Annotated in this window: 15 protein-coding genes; 5 read left to right on the forward strand and 10 right to left on the reverse strand. The window is 55.3% G+C overall.

The annotated features are described in order from the left end of the window. Window positions 1-56: 56 nt before the first annotated feature. The 7 genes from recN to VI25_RS09780 all read right to left on the reverse strand — a co-directional run bounded on the left by recN (window position 57) and on the right by VI25_RS09780 (window position 7,291). Entirely contained in the window at window positions 57-1,730 is a 1,674-nt protein-coding gene (gene recN, locus VI25_RS09750) for a DNA repair protein RecN (RefSeq protein ID WP_045687624.1), read from the reverse strand. A 163-nt stretch (window positions 1,731-1,893) separates the two neighbouring features. Continuing rightward, entirely contained in the window at window positions 1,894-2,805 is a 912-nt protein-coding gene (locus tag VI25_RS09755; RefSeq protein WP_161806909.1) for a DUF4835 family protein, read from the reverse strand. Window positions 2,806-2,809: 4 nt separating this feature from the next. Continuing rightward, window positions 2,810-3,469: a phosphopantothenoylcysteine decarboxylase gene (locus VI25_RS28435; RefSeq protein WP_316934296.1), complete on the reverse strand. Its 660-nt coding sequence runs from the start codon at window positions 3,467-3,469 to the stop codon at window positions 2,810-2,812. 74 nt (window positions 3,470-3,543) lie between these two features. Further along, window positions 3,544-4,125 carry a flavoprotein gene (locus VI25_RS28440; protein WP_052695039.1) on the reverse strand — a complete coding sequence of 194 codons (582 nt, stop codon included), beginning with the start codon at window positions 4,123-4,125 and terminating at the stop codon, window positions 3,544-3,546. A 133-nt stretch (window positions 4,126-4,258) separates the two neighbouring features. Further along, complete coding sequence (locus tag VI25_RS09770) at window positions 4,259-4,603, reverse strand: DNA-directed RNA polymerase subunit omega (protein WP_045687623.1); 345 nt, start codon at window positions 4,601-4,603, stop codon at window positions 4,259-4,261. 119 nt (window positions 4,604-4,722) lie between these two features. After that, entirely contained in the window at window positions 4,723-5,550 is an 828-nt protein-coding gene (locus VI25_RS09775) for an outer membrane protein assembly factor BamD (RefSeq protein WP_045687622.1), read from the reverse strand. Window positions 5,551-5,617: 67 nt separating this feature from the next. Continuing rightward, entirely contained in the window at window positions 5,618-7,291 is a 1,674-nt protein-coding gene (locus VI25_RS09780) for an OstA-like protein (RefSeq protein WP_052695038.1), read from the reverse strand. A 186-nt stretch (window positions 7,292-7,477) separates the two neighbouring features. On the opposite strand from VI25_RS09780, the gene tilS reads away from it, so the two are divergent. Together tilS and mdh are read left to right on the forward strand one after the other, a co-directional pair. Continuing rightward, window positions 7,478-8,806 carry a tRNA lysidine(34) synthetase TilS gene (gene tilS, locus VI25_RS09785; RefSeq protein WP_045687621.1) on the forward strand — a complete coding sequence of 443 codons (1,329 nt, stop codon included), beginning with the start codon at window positions 7,478-7,480 and terminating at the stop codon, window positions 8,804-8,806. A 192-nt stretch (window positions 8,807-8,998) separates the two neighbouring features. Then, complete coding sequence (gene mdh, locus VI25_RS09790) at window positions 8,999-9,940, forward strand: malate dehydrogenase (RefSeq protein WP_045687620.1); 942 nt, start codon at window positions 8,999-9,001, stop codon at window positions 9,938-9,940. Between the two features lie 72 nt (window positions 9,941-10,012). Here the strand turns inward: mdh and VI25_RS09795 are convergent, their stop codons facing one another. The 3 genes from VI25_RS09795 to mutL all read right to left on the reverse strand — a co-directional run bounded on the left by VI25_RS09795 (window position 10,013) and on the right by mutL (window position 13,949). Continuing rightward, window positions 10,013-10,909: a rhomboid family intramembrane serine protease gene (locus VI25_RS09795; RefSeq protein WP_045687619.1), complete on the reverse strand. Its 897-nt coding sequence runs from the start codon at window positions 10,907-10,909 to the stop codon at window positions 10,013-10,015. A gap of 107 nt (window positions 10,910-11,016) precedes the next feature. Beyond that, window positions 11,017-11,802, reverse strand: a complete 786-nt coding sequence (locus VI25_RS09800; protein WP_045687618.1) for a rhomboid family intramembrane serine protease — start codon at window positions 11,800-11,802, stop codon at window positions 11,017-11,019. An 80-nt stretch (window positions 11,803-11,882) separates the two neighbouring features. Continuing rightward, on the reverse strand, window positions 11,883-13,949 hold the full coding sequence (gene mutL / locus VI25_RS09805) for a DNA mismatch repair endonuclease MutL (protein WP_045687617.1): 2,067 nt from the start codon (window positions 13,947-13,949) through the stop codon (window positions 11,883-11,885). 307 nt (window positions 13,950-14,256) lie between these two features. Between mutL and VI25_RS09810 the strand changes: the two genes are divergently transcribed. The 3 genes from VI25_RS09810 to VI25_RS26735 all read left to right on the forward strand — a co-directional run. After that, on the forward strand, window positions 14,257-15,885 hold the full coding sequence (locus VI25_RS09810; protein ID WP_052695037.1) for a glycoside hydrolase family 3 protein: 1,629 nt from the start codon (window positions 14,257-14,259) through the stop codon (window positions 15,883-15,885). A 2-nt stretch (window positions 15,886-15,887) separates the two neighbouring features. Beyond that, window positions 15,888-16,214: a hypothetical protein gene (locus VI25_RS26730; protein ID WP_236704996.1), complete on the forward strand. Its 327-nt coding sequence runs from the start codon at window positions 15,888-15,890 to the stop codon at window positions 16,212-16,214. An 82-nt stretch (window positions 16,215-16,296) separates the two neighbouring features. Continuing rightward, on the forward strand, window positions 16,297-16,663 hold a 367-nt coding region (locus VI25_RS26735; protein WP_055562459.1), incomplete at its 3' end, for a serine hydrolase.

The following is a 16,663-nucleotide window of genomic DNA, read 5'->3' on the forward strand; positions in this document are numbered from 1 at the left end:
CCGCAAGAAGCCGCTCTACCTTCCTTCTTTGGTCGGAATGACAAAATTCTATTTCCTTATCCTACCAACTCTTCGCCTCGCATGGCTAGTAGCTCACGGGCACTTTGGTACGCGTGCTGGCTGGGGTTGGCCCCAGAAATCATCTGCGCAATTTCGTGAATGCGCTCCTCCAAGTTTAGGGGGCGAATACGGCTGACAGTGCGGTCGGCGCGGTCCTCTTTATATACAAAGTAGTGCGCATCGCCGGCCGCGGCCATTTGGGGCAAATGGCTGATGGTGATGAGCTGGTGCTTACGGGCCATCTGTTGCATCATTCTACCAACTTTCACCGCAATTTCTCCGCTGATACCCGTATCAATTTCGTCGAATACGATGGTAGGCAGTGCCGTTTTATCGGCCAGCATGTACTTGATGCACAGCATCAGGCGCGAAAACTCCCCGCCCGAAGCGGCTTTGCTGAGCGTTTGGGGCTGGGCGCCTTTATTGGCCGTGAACAAAATACTAATAACATCAATGCCACTGGTAGCGGGCAGGCTTTCCTGGTGCTGCACCACAATGCGCGAGTGCGGCATACCCAAATCAACCAGCAGCCCGGCCAACTCCTTCTCGAACTTAGGAAACACTTTACGCCGGGCTTCCGAGAGGCGCGTCGCCTGCTTTTTCACCGTAACCAAGGCGTTATCAGCGTCGCGGCGGAGGCGGGCAATCTGCTTATCTAGATTCAATACCGAGCCTACCTTGTCGCGCAGGTCGGAGCGCACGGCTAGTAGTGCTACTACGTCGCGTACTTGGTGCTTGCGCTGCAAGTTATAGAGCACGTTCAAGCGGCTTTGCAGCTCATCAATGCGGGCGGGGTCGCCTTCTGTGCGGCGCTCGGCGGCCTCTATCTCATCGGCAATGTCGTGCAGCTCAATCAAGCAGGAATCGAGGCGCTCTTTCAACTCCTTAAACGAATCGGAGTAGGCGGCTACTTGGCCAAGCAACGACGCAGTTTCCTTGAGGCCACTAGTAACGCAGTATTCGCTTTCCGAGAGGCTTTGCAGAGCGTGCGTGAGCTTGAACTTGATTTCCTCGGCGTGCTCCAGCTGTTTCACTTCCTGCTCTAACTCGTCCTGCCGTTCGTTATCGAGGCGGGCATCCTCCAACTCATTTAGCAAAAAGCTGTGGTAGTCGAGCTCCTTGTTGGCCTGGGCTACTTGATCTTCTAAGGCTTTCAGGTCGGCTTCCAGCTTCCGATACTGGCGGTAAGAGCCGCTGTACTGGGCTCGGGTAGGCACTAAGCCAGCGTATAAATCCAGCAGATTCAGTTGAAATACGGCATCTCCGAGCAGCAGCGTATCGTGCTGGGAGTGAATATCCATGAGATTCGCCCCAATGTTGCGCAGGGTTTCCAGCGTCACAGGCGTATCGTTTACAAATGCTCGGCTTTTGCCGGCCGGGCTAATCTCACGGCGCAGAATACATTGCGTATCATAGTCCAGGTCTTCGGACTCGAAAATATCCTGCAGGTGGTAACTGCTGATGTCAAACTGGCCTTCTATCACGCACTTCTTCTCCGTGTCGAACAGCATGCGCGAGTCGGCCCGGTTGCCGAGCAGCAAGCCGATGGCGCCCAGCATAATGGACTTACCCGCGCCAGTTTCACCAGTAATAATATTGAGTAGCGCCGAGGGTTGCAGCTGCAACTGCTCAATCAGGGCGTAGTTTCGGATGCGCAGGTCTACCAGCATAGCAATCCATGAATGAGGGCCGGGCAGCCGGCCGTAGCTGACAAAGAAAAAGCTACCACGCCGGCCTCTATGACGGGCGTAGTAGCTTTAACAAAGCTACTAACTCATTTAGTTAATTGCCAATTTTTTTCGCTGAAGATTTTTAGCACTGGGTTCTTATTTTCTACCGCAAGATGGTTTGGTAGCGGGCCGAGTTGGTGGGGTCAATTTCCGAAAGGGTATTTACTAGCTGCACTTTCTGCTGCTGATCCGTGCCGGTTCGGAATACGTTGGCAATTTCCTCCGACTTTGTGGTGAAGAAAGAACGGGCCAGCAACGTGTTTGGGCGACGCACTACGGCTTCCTGAATACCTTGAATAGCCGTGGCAATGCTGACGCGGGCTTCCTCCGGCTTCGTGATAAAGATGTCCATGCCCTGCCGGTAGTAGGCATACATTCCTCGCCGGAAGGCCTCTAGCTGAGGGTCTTGCAAGTTACTAAGCAGCATGTACCGATTAGGCTCCGCGTTGTCTGTCCAGCCATTATCTGCCTCGCCCGTTACGGCAGACCCCTGCGACGAAGCGTTGTTGAGAATAACGCGGGCGCGGTCGTAGTACGGAGAGCCTCCCAATGGAGCAAAGCTGTCTTGGTCCATGCCAATAATAGTGTAGGCGTAGAAGGACAGCAGCGACGACAGGTTGCCGACGAAGGTATTCTCCGAGTAGTCAATCGGGTTTTGAGGCGAATACTTGAAAATCCAGCCCTTATCGGCGTAGCTCAGCAGATTAGTTTCGTAGCCGGTACCATACACCGGGCGCGTGCTGAGCACGCGCACTGTAGCGCGGTAAGTGCCGTTCTCTGGTATCTCCGTAATGCCCACGAAAAAGCGACACCGAATGCGTTCCTGCGGCCGATAGGTAATGTTGGTGAAGGGACGGGTGTTGAGGAATGTTTGAATATCGTTCTGCAACTGCTGCACCAATTGACGGTCCGAGATGGTCACGTTTTCGGTAGTGACACGCACTTCGGCCAGCAACTCCTGGGCCTTGGTAGGGCGAGCCAGCAGCAGTGCGGGCACCAAGAACAGTGGCAGCATAGAATTACGCATGGCGAGACAAGCGGGCAAAGATGGTCTGAACAATGTCGCGAGCCACATCGGCTTTGGGCTTCAACTCAAAGGTAGTCATTTGGCCTCCTGCTTCCAGTAAGGTTACCTTGTTGGTATCGTGCCGAAAGCCAGCCCCGGCATCGCGCAGAGAATTTAAGACCACGAGGTCAAAGTTCTTCCGCTGCAGCTTGTCGAGGGCGTGAGCTTCTTCGTTTGTAGTCTCCAACGCAAAACCTACAGAAAATTGTTCGGGCCGCTTGGTTTTCCCCAGCGTGGCGGCAATGTCCACGTTTTTTACTAGCTCCAACGTGAGCGTATCACCAGCCTTTTTGATTTTTTCCGGCGCTACGTGGGCGGGTTTGTAGTCGGCCACGGCGGCGGCAAAAACCCACACATCGGCAGTGCCTGCTACGGCGGCGGCGGCAGCGTACATTTCATCGGCCGTTTGTACGCGCTGGGTATGAATGTGGGGATGCCCTGGATTGGGCAAGCTTGTTGGGCCGCTAACCAGCGTAACGTCAGCCCCGGCCGCGGCAAAGGTTTCGGCCAGCGCGTAGCCCATTTTGCCGGTACTATGGTTGCCAATGAATCGTACTGGGTCCAGGGGTTCGTAGGTGGGGCCCGCAGTAACGAGGACGCGCATGTGTTGCATGAGATACTAAAAAGTAGCCGAGGCCACTTTAGCAGCAAACTAGTGCCCGCGGCTAAGTAGCTCGGAAAGGTAGATTATTGGTGCTCCTTTTTCTCTTGAAAAAAGTCTTCTAGGGCTGCCACAATGGCCTCTGGCTCTAGCATGCGACCGGGTCCGCTGAGGCCACTGGCTAGTTCTCCCGCTGGCGAATCCCACACAGTAGTACCATACTGGCGTAGGTGTCTAAGGTTAGCCTGCGTAGCTGGGTGCTGGTACATATCCAGATCCATAGCTGGCGCCACAAATACCGGGCAGCGCGCCGACAGGTATACGGCATCCAGCAGGGTGTCGCAGAGGCCATTGGCGAGGTGGCCCAGTGTGTTGGCCGAAGCAGGAGCCACTACCAGCGCATCCGCCCACAGGCCCAAATGCACATGGTTGTGCCACTCGCCTGCCACTTCATCTTTCAGAAAGCCTTGCAGCACCGGCTTTTTCGAAAGCGTGCTTAGGGTGAGCGGCGTCACGAAGGCTAGCGCCGAGGGAGTAAGTACTACTTGTACCTCCGCCCCGACTTTCACAAGCAGCCGCACCACTAGCGCCGCTTTGTAGGCGGCAATACTACCGCACACGCCCAGCAGAATTTTTCGGCCGAGCAAGGAAGATGCCGGTGTACTCATCGAAATATACAGAAGTAAGGTGGTCAGGACGGCTACAGTTTAGCAACAAGCTCACCCCCACAAACGAAACGGATTACACAGACCCGTTCGGAGCGGTATCTATGTAATCCGTTTTTAGGGAGTACTGTGCAGTTTACTCGGGCTTGCGCGCTTCGGTTACTTCTTCCTCAGCCGGAGTGCGGAAGTGCACTTTGCCTTCCAAGAACTCTTCTACCGCGAGGTTGGTCGGCTTGGGCAGACGCTCGTAGTGCTTGCTGATTTCGATCTGCTCACGGTTTTCGAATACCTCCTCCAGATTGTCGACGGTAGTAGCAAATTCTGCCAGCTTACCATTCAGCTCCTCTTTCAGCTTCACAGAAATTTGGTTGGCGCGCTTCGAGATGATGGCAATGCTCTCGTACACGTTGCCAGTTGCAGCCGCGAAGTCCGACATGTTGCGGGTCACGATGGAAGCAGGGACGCTATTTGGAGTCTTCATCTTATGTAGTGTGTGTTGAGGTGCAAATGAAAGATATATGCAAACGAGCTAGGAAGTAGGGCACTTTCCGCTACGGGCGGTAGCTCATCGTGCTAGGCACATCCTAGGTCTTGTTTGCCTTACTTAGCTGCTGTTGGCTCGGTAGGCTTTAGTTTAGCTACTTCGTCGCGGGCAAAGTCGTACATACGCTCGGCGTCTTTGAGATTCTTGCTCTGCGGGTACGTGTCAATGAAATTCTGGTAGAAGGCAATAGCTTCTAAGTAACGCTCCCGCTGCTTCTGCTCTACACTTTCCTTCGCCAAGTCGTACTGCGCGTTTAGCTTAAGAAAGGCAGCCTGCTCGTTGTAAGCCGAGGAAGGATATTGCTGCTGGAAGTTCGTAAATGCCGTCACGGCGGACTGGTAGTAGCGCAGATCGTAATACAACCGGGCGCTACGGAAAGCTTTATTCTCTAGCTTCTTTTGTAGCTCCTGCGACATTCCTTCGGTTTCCGAGCGGAATTTGCTTTCGGGGTAGCGGTTCAGGAATTCCTGAATGCCTTCCAGGGCCGAAAGCGTATTGGTTTGGTCGAGTTGAAACTCCGGAGAGTCACGAAACAGCGACTTAGCGTGCAGGAACATAGCTTCCTCAGCCAAGGTAGAATTCGGGTACGTGTCGTAGAACTGCTGGAAGTAGTACGCGCTCAGCGTGTAGTTACGCTGCTGGAAGTTGGTATTGGCGAAGTAAAACTGCGCTTTCTCTGCTTCCGGGCGGCCTTTGAGCAAGGGCAGCAGTTCTTCTAGTAAGCTACCAGCCTTGAAGTAATCCCCCTTCTCATAATACTGAGTAGCGGCTTCGTACTTCTTATTGACGTCGCTACTCTTGAGCAGCTTCTGATAGCCGCTGCACGAGCCAAGTAGCAACGCGCTCAATAACAGGACGAAAAATGTAGGACGAAAGAAGTGCATAAGGGCGCAAAGGTAACGATTACAGAGCCGAATCAAAAACGAGCAAGTTGGGGCGGCGAAATGCCTGTCATTTCTTTGTAGCGGGGGCCGCTCGCTTAGCGGCGGGGCGTTTGGTACCCCCTTTTGCCGAGCGGGTAGTGGATTTGGATTTGGGGGTGGCTTTCTTCTTGCGCGGCGGTGCAAAGCGCGTTCCTAACGTTTGTCGCCGCGTGGGGCGTTCCTTGGGGCGCCAATTGAAGTTGGCCAAGCGCTGGTCTTCAGGCTTAAGCTCCTTGGGCGGAATAAAGCTGGCATCGGGGTTGGTGAGGAAAGTGATGGTTTGCAGGGTGCTTTCGCCGAAGCGCAATACCATATTGGCCGATACCGCTTTATTCATACCGGAAACAGCCGTATCTCCCTCAAGAGCGTAGTAGAGGCTCTCGGCGTTGCCAAGCACGTCTACTTTTTTTATTTTATTTTCTTTAAACCAGGCCACCATATTGCGGCCCTTCACCTGGTTGTAGTTCAGTAGCGTGTCCTGACCGATGATGAAGGCGTGCCCAAATAGGCGCATTTGGTCAATTTTTCCCCGGCGCTGCTGAATCTCCATGCTATCAGCAGTAAGCTGATTTTTGTTGTTCCAGAGAACCGGGTCGTGGCTGAGGTAGATGATGGAGTCCTGGCGGTCGTAAGTCAAGGAGTCGCAGCGCCCCTGCAAGTCGGGCCGGAAGATGCGAACCTTGCGGTAGGCGTAGATAACGCCAGCCACATTCTTCGGCGGCCGTCCTTCCAAGCTCACGAGCGTATCGGCGGCTAGGTACAGCGTGTCTTTGTCGTTGATGTTGCGCATTACGGGCGTACCATACACCTTAGCCCGGCCCTGAACGCGCCAATACTTGCCCACGTCGCCGCGAATCACAATGTTGTCCTTCTTGGCCGTCATCGACACGTTGCCGGTAGCCACCCCGTACTGCTGGGCTTCGTTGTAATACAATTTGTCGCCGCCGAGCAAGTAGTTTGGGGTTTCGATGCGGGCGTTGCGAGCGAAGTTCGATACTTTAGTCAGGGTGTTGTAATTGCCGTTTTCGGCGTAGAGGTTGCCCTGCTTGCCAACAATACGGGTAGGCCCAAAGAAGTAGGCGATTTTGGTAATGGTATTGTATTGCAGGGTATCTGTGTCAATCTTGTTTTCGGTGGTAACTAGCTTCACATTGCGCTTGAAGCTGAACACTTTAGACACGGTATTGTAGTAGCCGAACTGGCTATCCAGCGTATTTTCGGGGTCTTGCAAGTGGCCGCCCGTACTATAATAGGCTAGGTTACGGTTTAGGTCGTAGTCGAGCAGTTGGGTTGTTAGAGTCATGCGCGGGTCGCGCATGGTCACGTTGCCAGTCATGCGGGCCGTGCGGGTATCACCATCGTAGAAACCCCGGTCGCCGGTAATGGTGATGGTGTCATTCTGGATAATGCGCACGTTGCTGAAAGCTTCCAACGCATTGCGGTCTACGTACTGGTAGGCCGAGTCGCAGTACAAGAGCGTGGTTCCTTGGCGGAACCCCACGTTGCCAATGAGCTTGCGGATTTGCACCCCGTTGAAGGCACCCCCTACTAGGCGTTGCGTGCCTTCCAGCAGTTGAATCTTTTCACCTTTCTGGAGGGGGGTAGCTTGAGCTTCGGCGCGCGAGGCAGGGCGTTGTTGGGCGGCGGCGAGCAGAGGCAGCAGCGCAAGAAGCAGGAGGAATAGAGACTTCGGGAACGACATTTACGCACAAAGGTACAGAAGGCCCGTCGCTAACGGCCATCTTTGCAGGATAGTACATGCCAAGCATTCTGAGAACAGAAAAGCCCGGCATTAAAGCTAGAAATTAGAACGCAGCTATTCCCTCTTCTGAGGTAAAGAGCGCCCCTTTTGTTTGCCTTCATCTGTTCTGTAGAACACCCTCTCCCCATGCTCGACCGCATTCAATCTTACATTCAGGAACATACCCTCTTCACTCCTACGGACAAGCTGCTGGTAGCCGTCAGCGGCGGCCTCGACTCGGTGGTGCTGGCTCACGTGCTGCGCAAGCTGGGCGCACAGTTCGCCATTGCTCATTGTCACTTTGGCTTGCGTGGCGAGGAAGCCGATGCCGATGAGCAGTTTGTGCGCAAGCTGGCGAAGCAGTACGATGTGCCCTACTTCGCTGAGTTCTTCCAAACCAAGAAGTTTGCTGAGCAGGAAGGCATTTCTACCCAAATGGCGGCCCGCGCCCTACGCTACCAATGGTTTGAAGAAGTGCGCAGCACCCAAGGCTTCGACTACATCGTGACGGCGCATCACCAGCGCGATGCTGCCGAAACTATGCTGCTCAACCTCACCCACGGCACTGGCCTGGCCGGCCTGCACGGCATTCGGCCGAAGAATGGCTACCTCGTGCGCCCCCTACTAGCCGTGGGCCGCGAAGACTTGTACGACTACTTGGTAGAAAACCGCCTGATTTGGCGGGAAGATGCCTCCAATGACAGCCCCGTATACCAGCGTAATCTTCTGCGCATAGAAGTGCTGCCCGTATTGCGCGAGATTAACCCCAGCCTCGACCAGACGCTTCACATCACGGCGGAGCGCGTGGGTGGGGCCGAGGAAATTGTGCGCCGGTACGTGGAAGAAACCGCCGCCCAGGCACGCCGCGACGACCCCGAGGCCACCTACCTTGATATCCGCACCCTGCAAAAAACGGCGGCTACCACGCTGGTACTGCATGAGCTGCTCCGTCCCTTCGGGTTTTCCTACGTGGTAGTGAAAGACATTGTGCACAGCTTTGGGGCCGAGCCGGGGCGCCGGTTTGAGTCGCCGACGCACCGGTTGGTGAAGGACCGGGAGCAGTTGGTAATCACGCCTAAGAACCTCTCAAAATTTGGCACCCACCAACTTGCGGCGGGGCAGGAAGTACTTAAGATTGATGGCTTACACTTGCGCACGGAGCTGCACGAGGTAGCGGAAGGCTTTGACATTCCGAAAGGAAAGGCCGTGGCCGCCCTAGACGCCGATGCACTGAAGTTTCCACTCACGGTACGAGCCTGGCAGGAGGGCGACTGGTTTATGCCCATTGGGATGAAAGGCAAGAAAAAGCTCTCCGATTTTCTCATCGACCAAAAAGTACCCCTCAACCTCAAAGACAACGTGCAGGTACTCGTATCAGGCGACGGCAAGATTGCCTGGGTTATTGGCTTCCGCCCCGATGACCGGTTTAAGGTGACCGAGGAAACGGAGCGGGTGCTGGTAGTGAAACGGATGTAGGTTGTTTCCGGGCCGCGCGCCGCTTTCAAGCCGCGTTATGACTACGGCTCATCCTGTTGGAAGGCCACAATAGCAGGGGTTGAATAAGATTAGGAAGTGGTGAAGAACTTTCCGGGTAAAGGGCTACCGAGCCACGCGTTTTCGGTTACTTTTACCCGAACCATTCCTTACCTCACCCTAATTCCTCACCCAATGAAAGTTACCGTAGTTGGAGCTGGCAATGTGGGCGCTACCTGCGCCGATGTACTGGCCACCCGCGAAATTGCCAACGAAATCGTGTTGGTGGATATCAAGGAAGGCTTTGCCGAAGGCAAGGCCCTCGACATCTGGCAGAAGGCCCCCATCATTGGGTACGACTCTCGCACCGTGGGTGTCACGGGCGACTACAGCCGCACCGCCGATTCAGACGTGGTGGTAATTACCTCTGGCCTACCTCGTAAGCCTGGCATGACCCGCGACGACCTGATTTCGACCAATGCAGGCATCGTAAAGTCGGTAACGGAGCAGGTGGTAAAGTACTCGCCCAATGCCATCATCATCATCGTAAGCAACCCGTTGGACGTGATGACTTACCAAGCTCACCTCACCTCCGGCTTGCCCCGCGAGAAGGTGTTTGGCATGGCAGGCATTCTAGATACGGCCCGCTACCGGGCTTTCTTGGCGGAAGCTCTCAACGTGAGCCCCAAGGATATTCAGGCCGTACTCATGGGTGGGCACGGCGACACGATGGTACCCCTTCCCCGCTACACCACGGTAGGAGGTATCCCCGTAACGGAGCTAATTGGCAAAGAAGAACTAGATGCCATTGTGCAGCGCACGGCCGTGGGCGGTGGCGAGCTGGTAAAGCTGATGGGCACCTCCGCCTGGTATGCCCCCGGTGCGGCGGCGGCTCAGATGGTTGAAGCCATTGTGCGTGACCAGCGCCGCGTGTTCCCCGTATGCATCAAGCTAGAAGGCGAGTACGGCATCGACGGCGTGTATTTAGGCGCTCCGGTTATTCTGGGCAAGAATGGCATTGAGAAAGTACTAGAGCTACAACTCAACGACGAGGAAAAAGCCCTCCTGGAAACCTCCCGCGGCCACGTGAAAGAAGTAATGGATGCCCTCGATAACATGAGCAAGGCTAGCGCTTAGGCTACCACTAGCTAGTAAGACCAAAGGCCCGCCGAAGTTCTTCGGCGGGCCTTTGGTCTTACTAGCAAACTCCTACTTCTGGCTGGCCCGGAATAGCTTTTGCTTTTCGTCTTTAGATAAACTCTCGTAGCCGGAGCGGGAAATCTTATCCAGAATCACATCAATCTCATCCTGCTCGGGCTTGGGGAAAGAACCCTTCTTGGCCGAGGCGGCAGCTTCGGCTGGGGTAGCATTCCGGTGCGTAACCCGGAGGTTAGGACGGCCCGTAGCCAAGCGCACAAACCAGTCGCCGACGGCTTGTACCGGACGGCCAAGGTCGCGGCCCGCTTGGAGCTGCTTGATAAATGCAAAACCGAGAATTGCTCCGCCAATGTGAGCTAAGCCCCCGCCGGGGTTGCCCTCATTGATAGCCATGATGGACAACAGAATAACAACGGCAGCAATGTACTTGATACGGACTGGTCCAAAGAGAAACAAGCTGAACGTGTAGTCGGGTAGCAGGGTAGCGGCCGCCATAATAATAGCCGTTACTGATGCCGAGGCCCCAATCAGCGTGGCACCTAGGTGCAGCCGTAGCACCGGTATTAGGTTGAAGCCTACTATGAACAGCAGTGCACCGGCTAGGGCGCCCAGCACGTATAAGCTTACGAGGCGCCGGTCGCCGAGATACTCCCGAATGAGGGCACCAAACCAGTACAGGTTGAGTAGGTTGAAGAGGATGTGAAAAAAGCTTTCGTGGGTGAAAGCATAGGTGAGCACCGTCCAGGGGTGGCGCAGCAAGCTAGGCAGTGCCGATGGCAGCTGAAACTGCCGAATTACGTTGTCGTAATAGGGCCCCACGCTCGAGAGCGTCATGACGGCTTTTACTAGCACCAACACTACAAACACCAGCACGTTTATCAGCAGCAGCTGATTGAGAGCATTGTCGCGGCGGCTGAAAGCAGTGCGGATATCGTTTGCGATACTCATGAAGAACAGGAATTAGAAGCAGCCAACGGAGAAAGGAGACGTGGCTGTGGCGGGAAGTACTGCAATTTTCATGCAATCTACCTCGGCCCTGCCAACTCCCTACCGGGCTAGTATAGGCGGGCGCGGTTACGCTGCCAAAACATCAACACGATGAAGCCTACCAGCATTCCCCCCAGGTGAGCAAAGTGTGCCACGTTGTCACCCGGCGTCCGCTCCACGCCCGTGTAGAACTCATATAATCCATAGAGCACCACCATGTACTTCGCCTTAATGGGGAAAGGCAGCGGGAACATAAACAGCGTAGTATTGGGGAAGAAAAAGGCAAAGGCCAGCAAGATTCCAAACAATGCCCCGGAGGCGCCTACCATAGGCACTACCATTCCCCGGGCGTATACCGTTTCCATGCTAGTAAGAACTCCTGAAATCAGGCTGGCATCGTCGGGAGTTTTATGGAGCTGCCGCATGATGGGTGCGTAGGAATCTTCCGCTTCGGGTGTGTTATGCTCCACAAAATCCAGCAAATGAATATCGGTAGGCTCCTGGCGAAACACCTCGATGTCGTGGTGCATGCGGTTTAGCTCATAGGTACGCAACCCATTATACAACAGGCCCGCCCCTAGCCCGCAGATCAGCCAGTAGGTGAGAAAGCGCTGGCCGCCCCAGCGCTGCTCTAGCAGCGGCCCGAACACAATCAGGCCCAGCATATTGGAGAACAAGTGCCCAATTCCTCCATGCATAAACATGTAGGTAAGCGGCTGCCACACCTGAAACAGAGGTGAGGCGAATGGATACAACGCCAGAAACCCCAGGTGATTGGGCAGCTGCAGGCTGATAAAAAATACCAGCACGTTGGCAATTAGCAGATTTCGGACCGTGGGGGTAAGCTGAAACATTACGTACCAGTTTGGCTGATAAAAGGTGAACGAGACGTACGCGCCTCTGCTGCCGCTAGAGCAAGTAGAGCGTGAGCGCGCTAGGGCCTACGGAAAAAGTCCTGCACTTGGCTTAACTCAAGCAGCACCAAGGTTCGGCGGCCATCGGGCGTGTAGTTGGGTACGGAGCAGGCAAAGAGCTTGTCCACCAGCGCCGTCATCTCTAGTTCCGACAAGCGGGCGCCCGCAGCACTGGTTGCCACGCGCCGGGCCAACACCCGAGCCATCTGCTCACGCCGGTCCAGCTTTACGGGGCCAGCATGGTTGCGAAACTGTTCGATAAGCCCTTCTAGCAGCTCCTTCTCGTCGCGGGCGGGCACGTCGGTTGGAATGCCTTCCACCGCAATAGTATACTTGCCAAAATCGGAGAAGCGGAAGCCCAAAGCTTTCAGGGCTTCTTCTACTTCACGCAGAATGGCAAAGTCTTGGGGCGTGAACGTGACGGTACGCGGAAACAGCAGGGTTTGCGAAGCGCTATTTTCGCGCTCTAGGCTCTGGGCGTACTGCTCAAACAAAATCCGTTCCCGCGCTGCCACTTGGTCAATCAGCATTACCCCCGATTTCACGGGCACAAGTAAGTACTGCTGGTGCAGTTGCAATACTTTGTTGCCGGGCCCTGTGGAGGATTCCCGCAGGGGTAATTCCGGCGAGGTAGCCACTGCCGCTGGGGCTGCGTTGCTCGCAAAAGCGGGAGGTGCTGGCGTGGGAGCAGGCGCGGGTACTTCTGACGCTATTGGCTTGGCAGGCCGCCCTGCTTCGTCGTCTGTGGGCTGTGCGGCCACCAGGGCCGCCGCGGAGGGCACGGGTACCCCTACCGCAGTAGCTTCGTGCTCCACATCGGGCACGCTCAGCTGGCTGAGGCTCTTGTAAAAGTCCTCCAGGTCGCGCTTGGCTTGCTCCGTAGGCCGCGGGGGCAGTTGGCGCTCGAATGCTTCAGGCCGCACGCTCTTGTCGCCTTTTTCGCGCGGGGCCGGCGTGCTGGCAGCTCGCGAGGCGGCTGAGGCTAGGGCATCCGGCTGGAAGTCCTGAGCAAAAGGATTTTTCTCCACCCCCGACAGACGCAAAGGTTGAATGGGTGCGAAGTTCACGTTGCCATCAAAGTCTAAGGAGGGCGCCATGTTGTGCAGGCCCAGGCTCTGCTTCACAGCTGCCCGCACAATGGCGTATACCGTCTTCTCGTCCTCGAACTTGATTTCGGTTTTGGTGGGATGCACATTGATGTCGATGGTCTTGGGGTCAAGCTCCAAGAACAACACGTAGAACGGATGGGTGTCTTTGGGGAGGAGCCCCTCGTAAGCAGCCAGCACGGCATGGTTGAGGTAGGCTGAGCGAATGAACCGATTGTTGACAAAGAAGAACTGGTCGCCCCTACTTTTCTTGGCCGACTCCGGCTTGCCAATAAACCCACGTACGGCAATGAAGGGCGTTACCTCCTCCACCTGCGCAAGCTGCTCCTTGTAGCCATTGCCCAACAAGCTCACAATGCGCTGGCTCAGCTTGCCCGCCGGCAGGTTGAACACCTCTAAATCGTTCTGAAACAGCGAGAAGCTGATATTTGGGTTAGCTAATGCCACGTGCTGAAACTCATCCAGAATGTGGCGCATCTCCACCGCGTTGCTTTTGAGGAAATTGCGGCGAGCGGGCACATTAAAGAACAAGTTCTTCACGGCAATGCTCGTACCATCGGGGCAAGCTACGGGCTGCTGGCTACTGATTTGAGAACCTTCTACCAGCAGCAGTGAGCCAGTATCCTGTTCGCGCTGCTTGGTGCGCAACTCTAGCTGAGCTACGGCCGCAATACTGGCCAGGGCCTCCCCACGAAAGCCCAGAGTACGAATGCGAAACAGGTCGTCGGTGGTGCGGATTTTACTGGTAGCATGACGCTCCAGGCTCATGCGCGCATCAGTGGGGCTCATACCGGCTCCATTGTCTACCACTTGCACAAGCTGTTTGCCGGCATCTTTTACAATGAGCTGCACTTGGGTGGCGCCAGCATCTACGGCATTTTCTAGCAGTTCTTTTACGGCAGAAGCGGGGCGTTGCACTACCTCACCGGCAGCAATTTGGTTAGCTAAATATTCAGGAAGCAGTTGAATGATATCCGCCATACAGAAGCTAAAATCGAAGAAAAAATGCGGGAAGCCGCACGGCTGTTATGAGCAGCTATCCGCCTGATAACAACCGGCGTCGGGAAATAATCCGTAAGTTTGCGGCCAACTTTTGTGGGCGCTGCATGAGACGGAATCTTCGGCTCCTGCGTTGGGAAGTGTAGAAGGTAGGAGCTAAACGGTCCGCAACTGTGGTCCGACGCCCCACCGACGTCGCGGCCCGGCACCCTTTTTGGAGGGACAAAAGTAGGGCTTTTCAACTCGCCTTCCATCTTTCATTACCCCTCAGCACGAACCACCGGAGCCGATGCTCAAAGACTTTCGGATTGGAATATTTTTGTTAGTACTGGCCATTACGGGTCTGCTTATTTCGTCTTCCTCACCACGGGAAGAAGGGGAGCGGCCAATGTCAGTAGCCGAGCAGAATTGGGTAGACAGCGTGTTTAACTCCCTGACGCCCGATCAGCGTCTGGGTCAGCTGTTTATGGTAGCGGCCTACTCCAACAAGGACCGCAAGCACGCCCAGTACACCGAGTTTTTGATTAAGAACTACAATATCGGTGGCCTAATGTTTCTGCAGGGTGGCCCGCGCCGCCAGGCCCTGCTGACCAACCGCTACCAGGCCGCAGCCAAAGTACCCCTGCTAGTAGCCATGGATGCTGAGTGGGGCTTGGATATGCGCCTTGATTCCAGCATGCACTTTGCTAAGCAAATGACGCTGGGGGCCATGGACGATGATCAGTACGTTTATCAGATGGGCCGCGAAATTGCCCTGAAGATGAAGACTCTGGGCGTGCACGTGAGCTTTTCGCCCGTCATCGACGTCAACTCCAACCCAGATAATCCAGTTATTGGCAACCGCTCGTTTGGGGAGAATAAGGAGCAAGTAGCCAAGCGCGGCATTGCCTACATCCGCGGCTTACAGGACCACGGTATTGTGGCCGTGGTCAAGCACTTCCCTGGGCACGGCGACACGGATGTTGACTCCCACGTGGCCCTACCGGTTATCAACTCCGATCTGGCCCGCCTCACAAACGTAGACCTGTATCCATTCCAGAAGTCGTTTGAGCAGGGCGTAATGGGCGTGATGGTGGGTCACCTCTACATGCCGTTGTTCGATACTGTCCGCACTCTTTCGGCCACTATTTCGAAGAACTTAGTGACGGGCCTACTGAAGGAAAAGATGAACTACCGAGGCCTGGTGTTTACTGACGCACTGAACATGAAAAGCGTGTCGGACCTCTACAAGCCCGGCGAGTTGGATGCCTTAGCCCTGGCCGCCGGCAACGACGTGCTTCTGTTTTCGGAAGATGTGCCCGTGGCTCTGCAAAAGATTAAAGAGAGCATCGCGGCCGGCAAAGTAGATCAGGCTGACGTAGACCAGCGGGTGCGTAAAATTCTGCGGGCCAAGTATTGGGCGGGCCTGAATCATTACCAGTCCATTGATGTGCCCAATCTGATGACCAACCTGAACCGCCCCCTGAGCCGGACGGTACAGCAGCAGATATACGAGCACGCGACTACCGTCGTCAAGAACGAAGACGGCCTCCTCCCCTTCAACCGCTTGGACACGTTGCGCATAGCCGCCGTGACTATCGGCTCTGATGCGCCTACCTACCGGGAGATTATGGGTAAGTACCAAAGCGGCCCCGTATACGCCGTACCCAACCGCTACGCCGTCGACTCCACATTCGCCCGGATTAGCAGCCGCCTCACGCCCTACAACGTGGTGGTGGTGAGCTTGCATAACATGAACAATACGCCCACCCATAGCTATGGCATTGGGGAGGGCGCGCTGAAATTCCTGAAGGAGCTTCAAGCAAATAAGAACATCAAAACGGTGGTTGTGGCTTTTGGCAACGCCTACTCGCTGAAGCACCTCGAAACAGCCCGTACCTTGTGTGCGGTTATGAGGACAACTACGCGTCCCAGCTAGTGATGCCGCAAATCCTGTTCGGGGCATTGTCGGCGAAGGGGCGCCTACCCGTCACCATATCCGAAACATTAAAAGCCGGCACGGGCCTGCCTACGCCTGATTTGCGGCGCCTACGCTATGGCACCCCGGAAGAAGCCGGCCTCGACTCTCGTACCCTAGCTCAGATTGACAATATCGCGCTGGAGTCGGTAGCGTATGCTGCTGCACCAGGCTGCCAAGTGCTGGTAGCTAAAGATGGATGGTGGTGTTTGACAAAAGCTACGGCTATTGCACCTATGATAAATCGCAGCCCGTCAATAGCAGCACGCTTTACGACTTGGCCTCGGTGACTAAGGTAGCAGGGACGCTGCAGGCTATTATGTACCTCAAAGATCAGGCAAGCTCAACCTGGATGACAAGGTAGCGGCCTACTTGTCGGAGCTGAAGGGCACCAACAAGAAAGACATGACGGTGCGCGAGGTACTTATGCACCAAGCGGGCCTCAAGCCTGGCATCGCTACCTGGGAAAAGACCATTACCAAGACGGGGCCCAAGCCTACCTTCTACGCCAGTACTGAGTCGCCCCAATTCTCGAAAGAAGTAACACCCGACTTGTACAGCCTAAGCACGTCGGAAGACTCTGTCTGGCTGTGGGTGCAGCGCTCCACGCTACTGCCTAAGGTAAAGGGCAAGTACCCCGTGGAGTATTCCGACCTCAGCTTTATCATTCTGAAGCGCGTGGCTGAAAAGGTACTGAAGCAGCCCATTGAGGACTTCCTACAAAAGACCTTCTACCAGC

Source organism: Hymenobacter sp. AT01-02, assembly GCF_000961955.2.
Classification (GTDB): Bacteria; Bacteroidota; Bacteroidia; order Cytophagales; family Hymenobacteraceae; genus Hymenobacter; species Hymenobacter mucosus.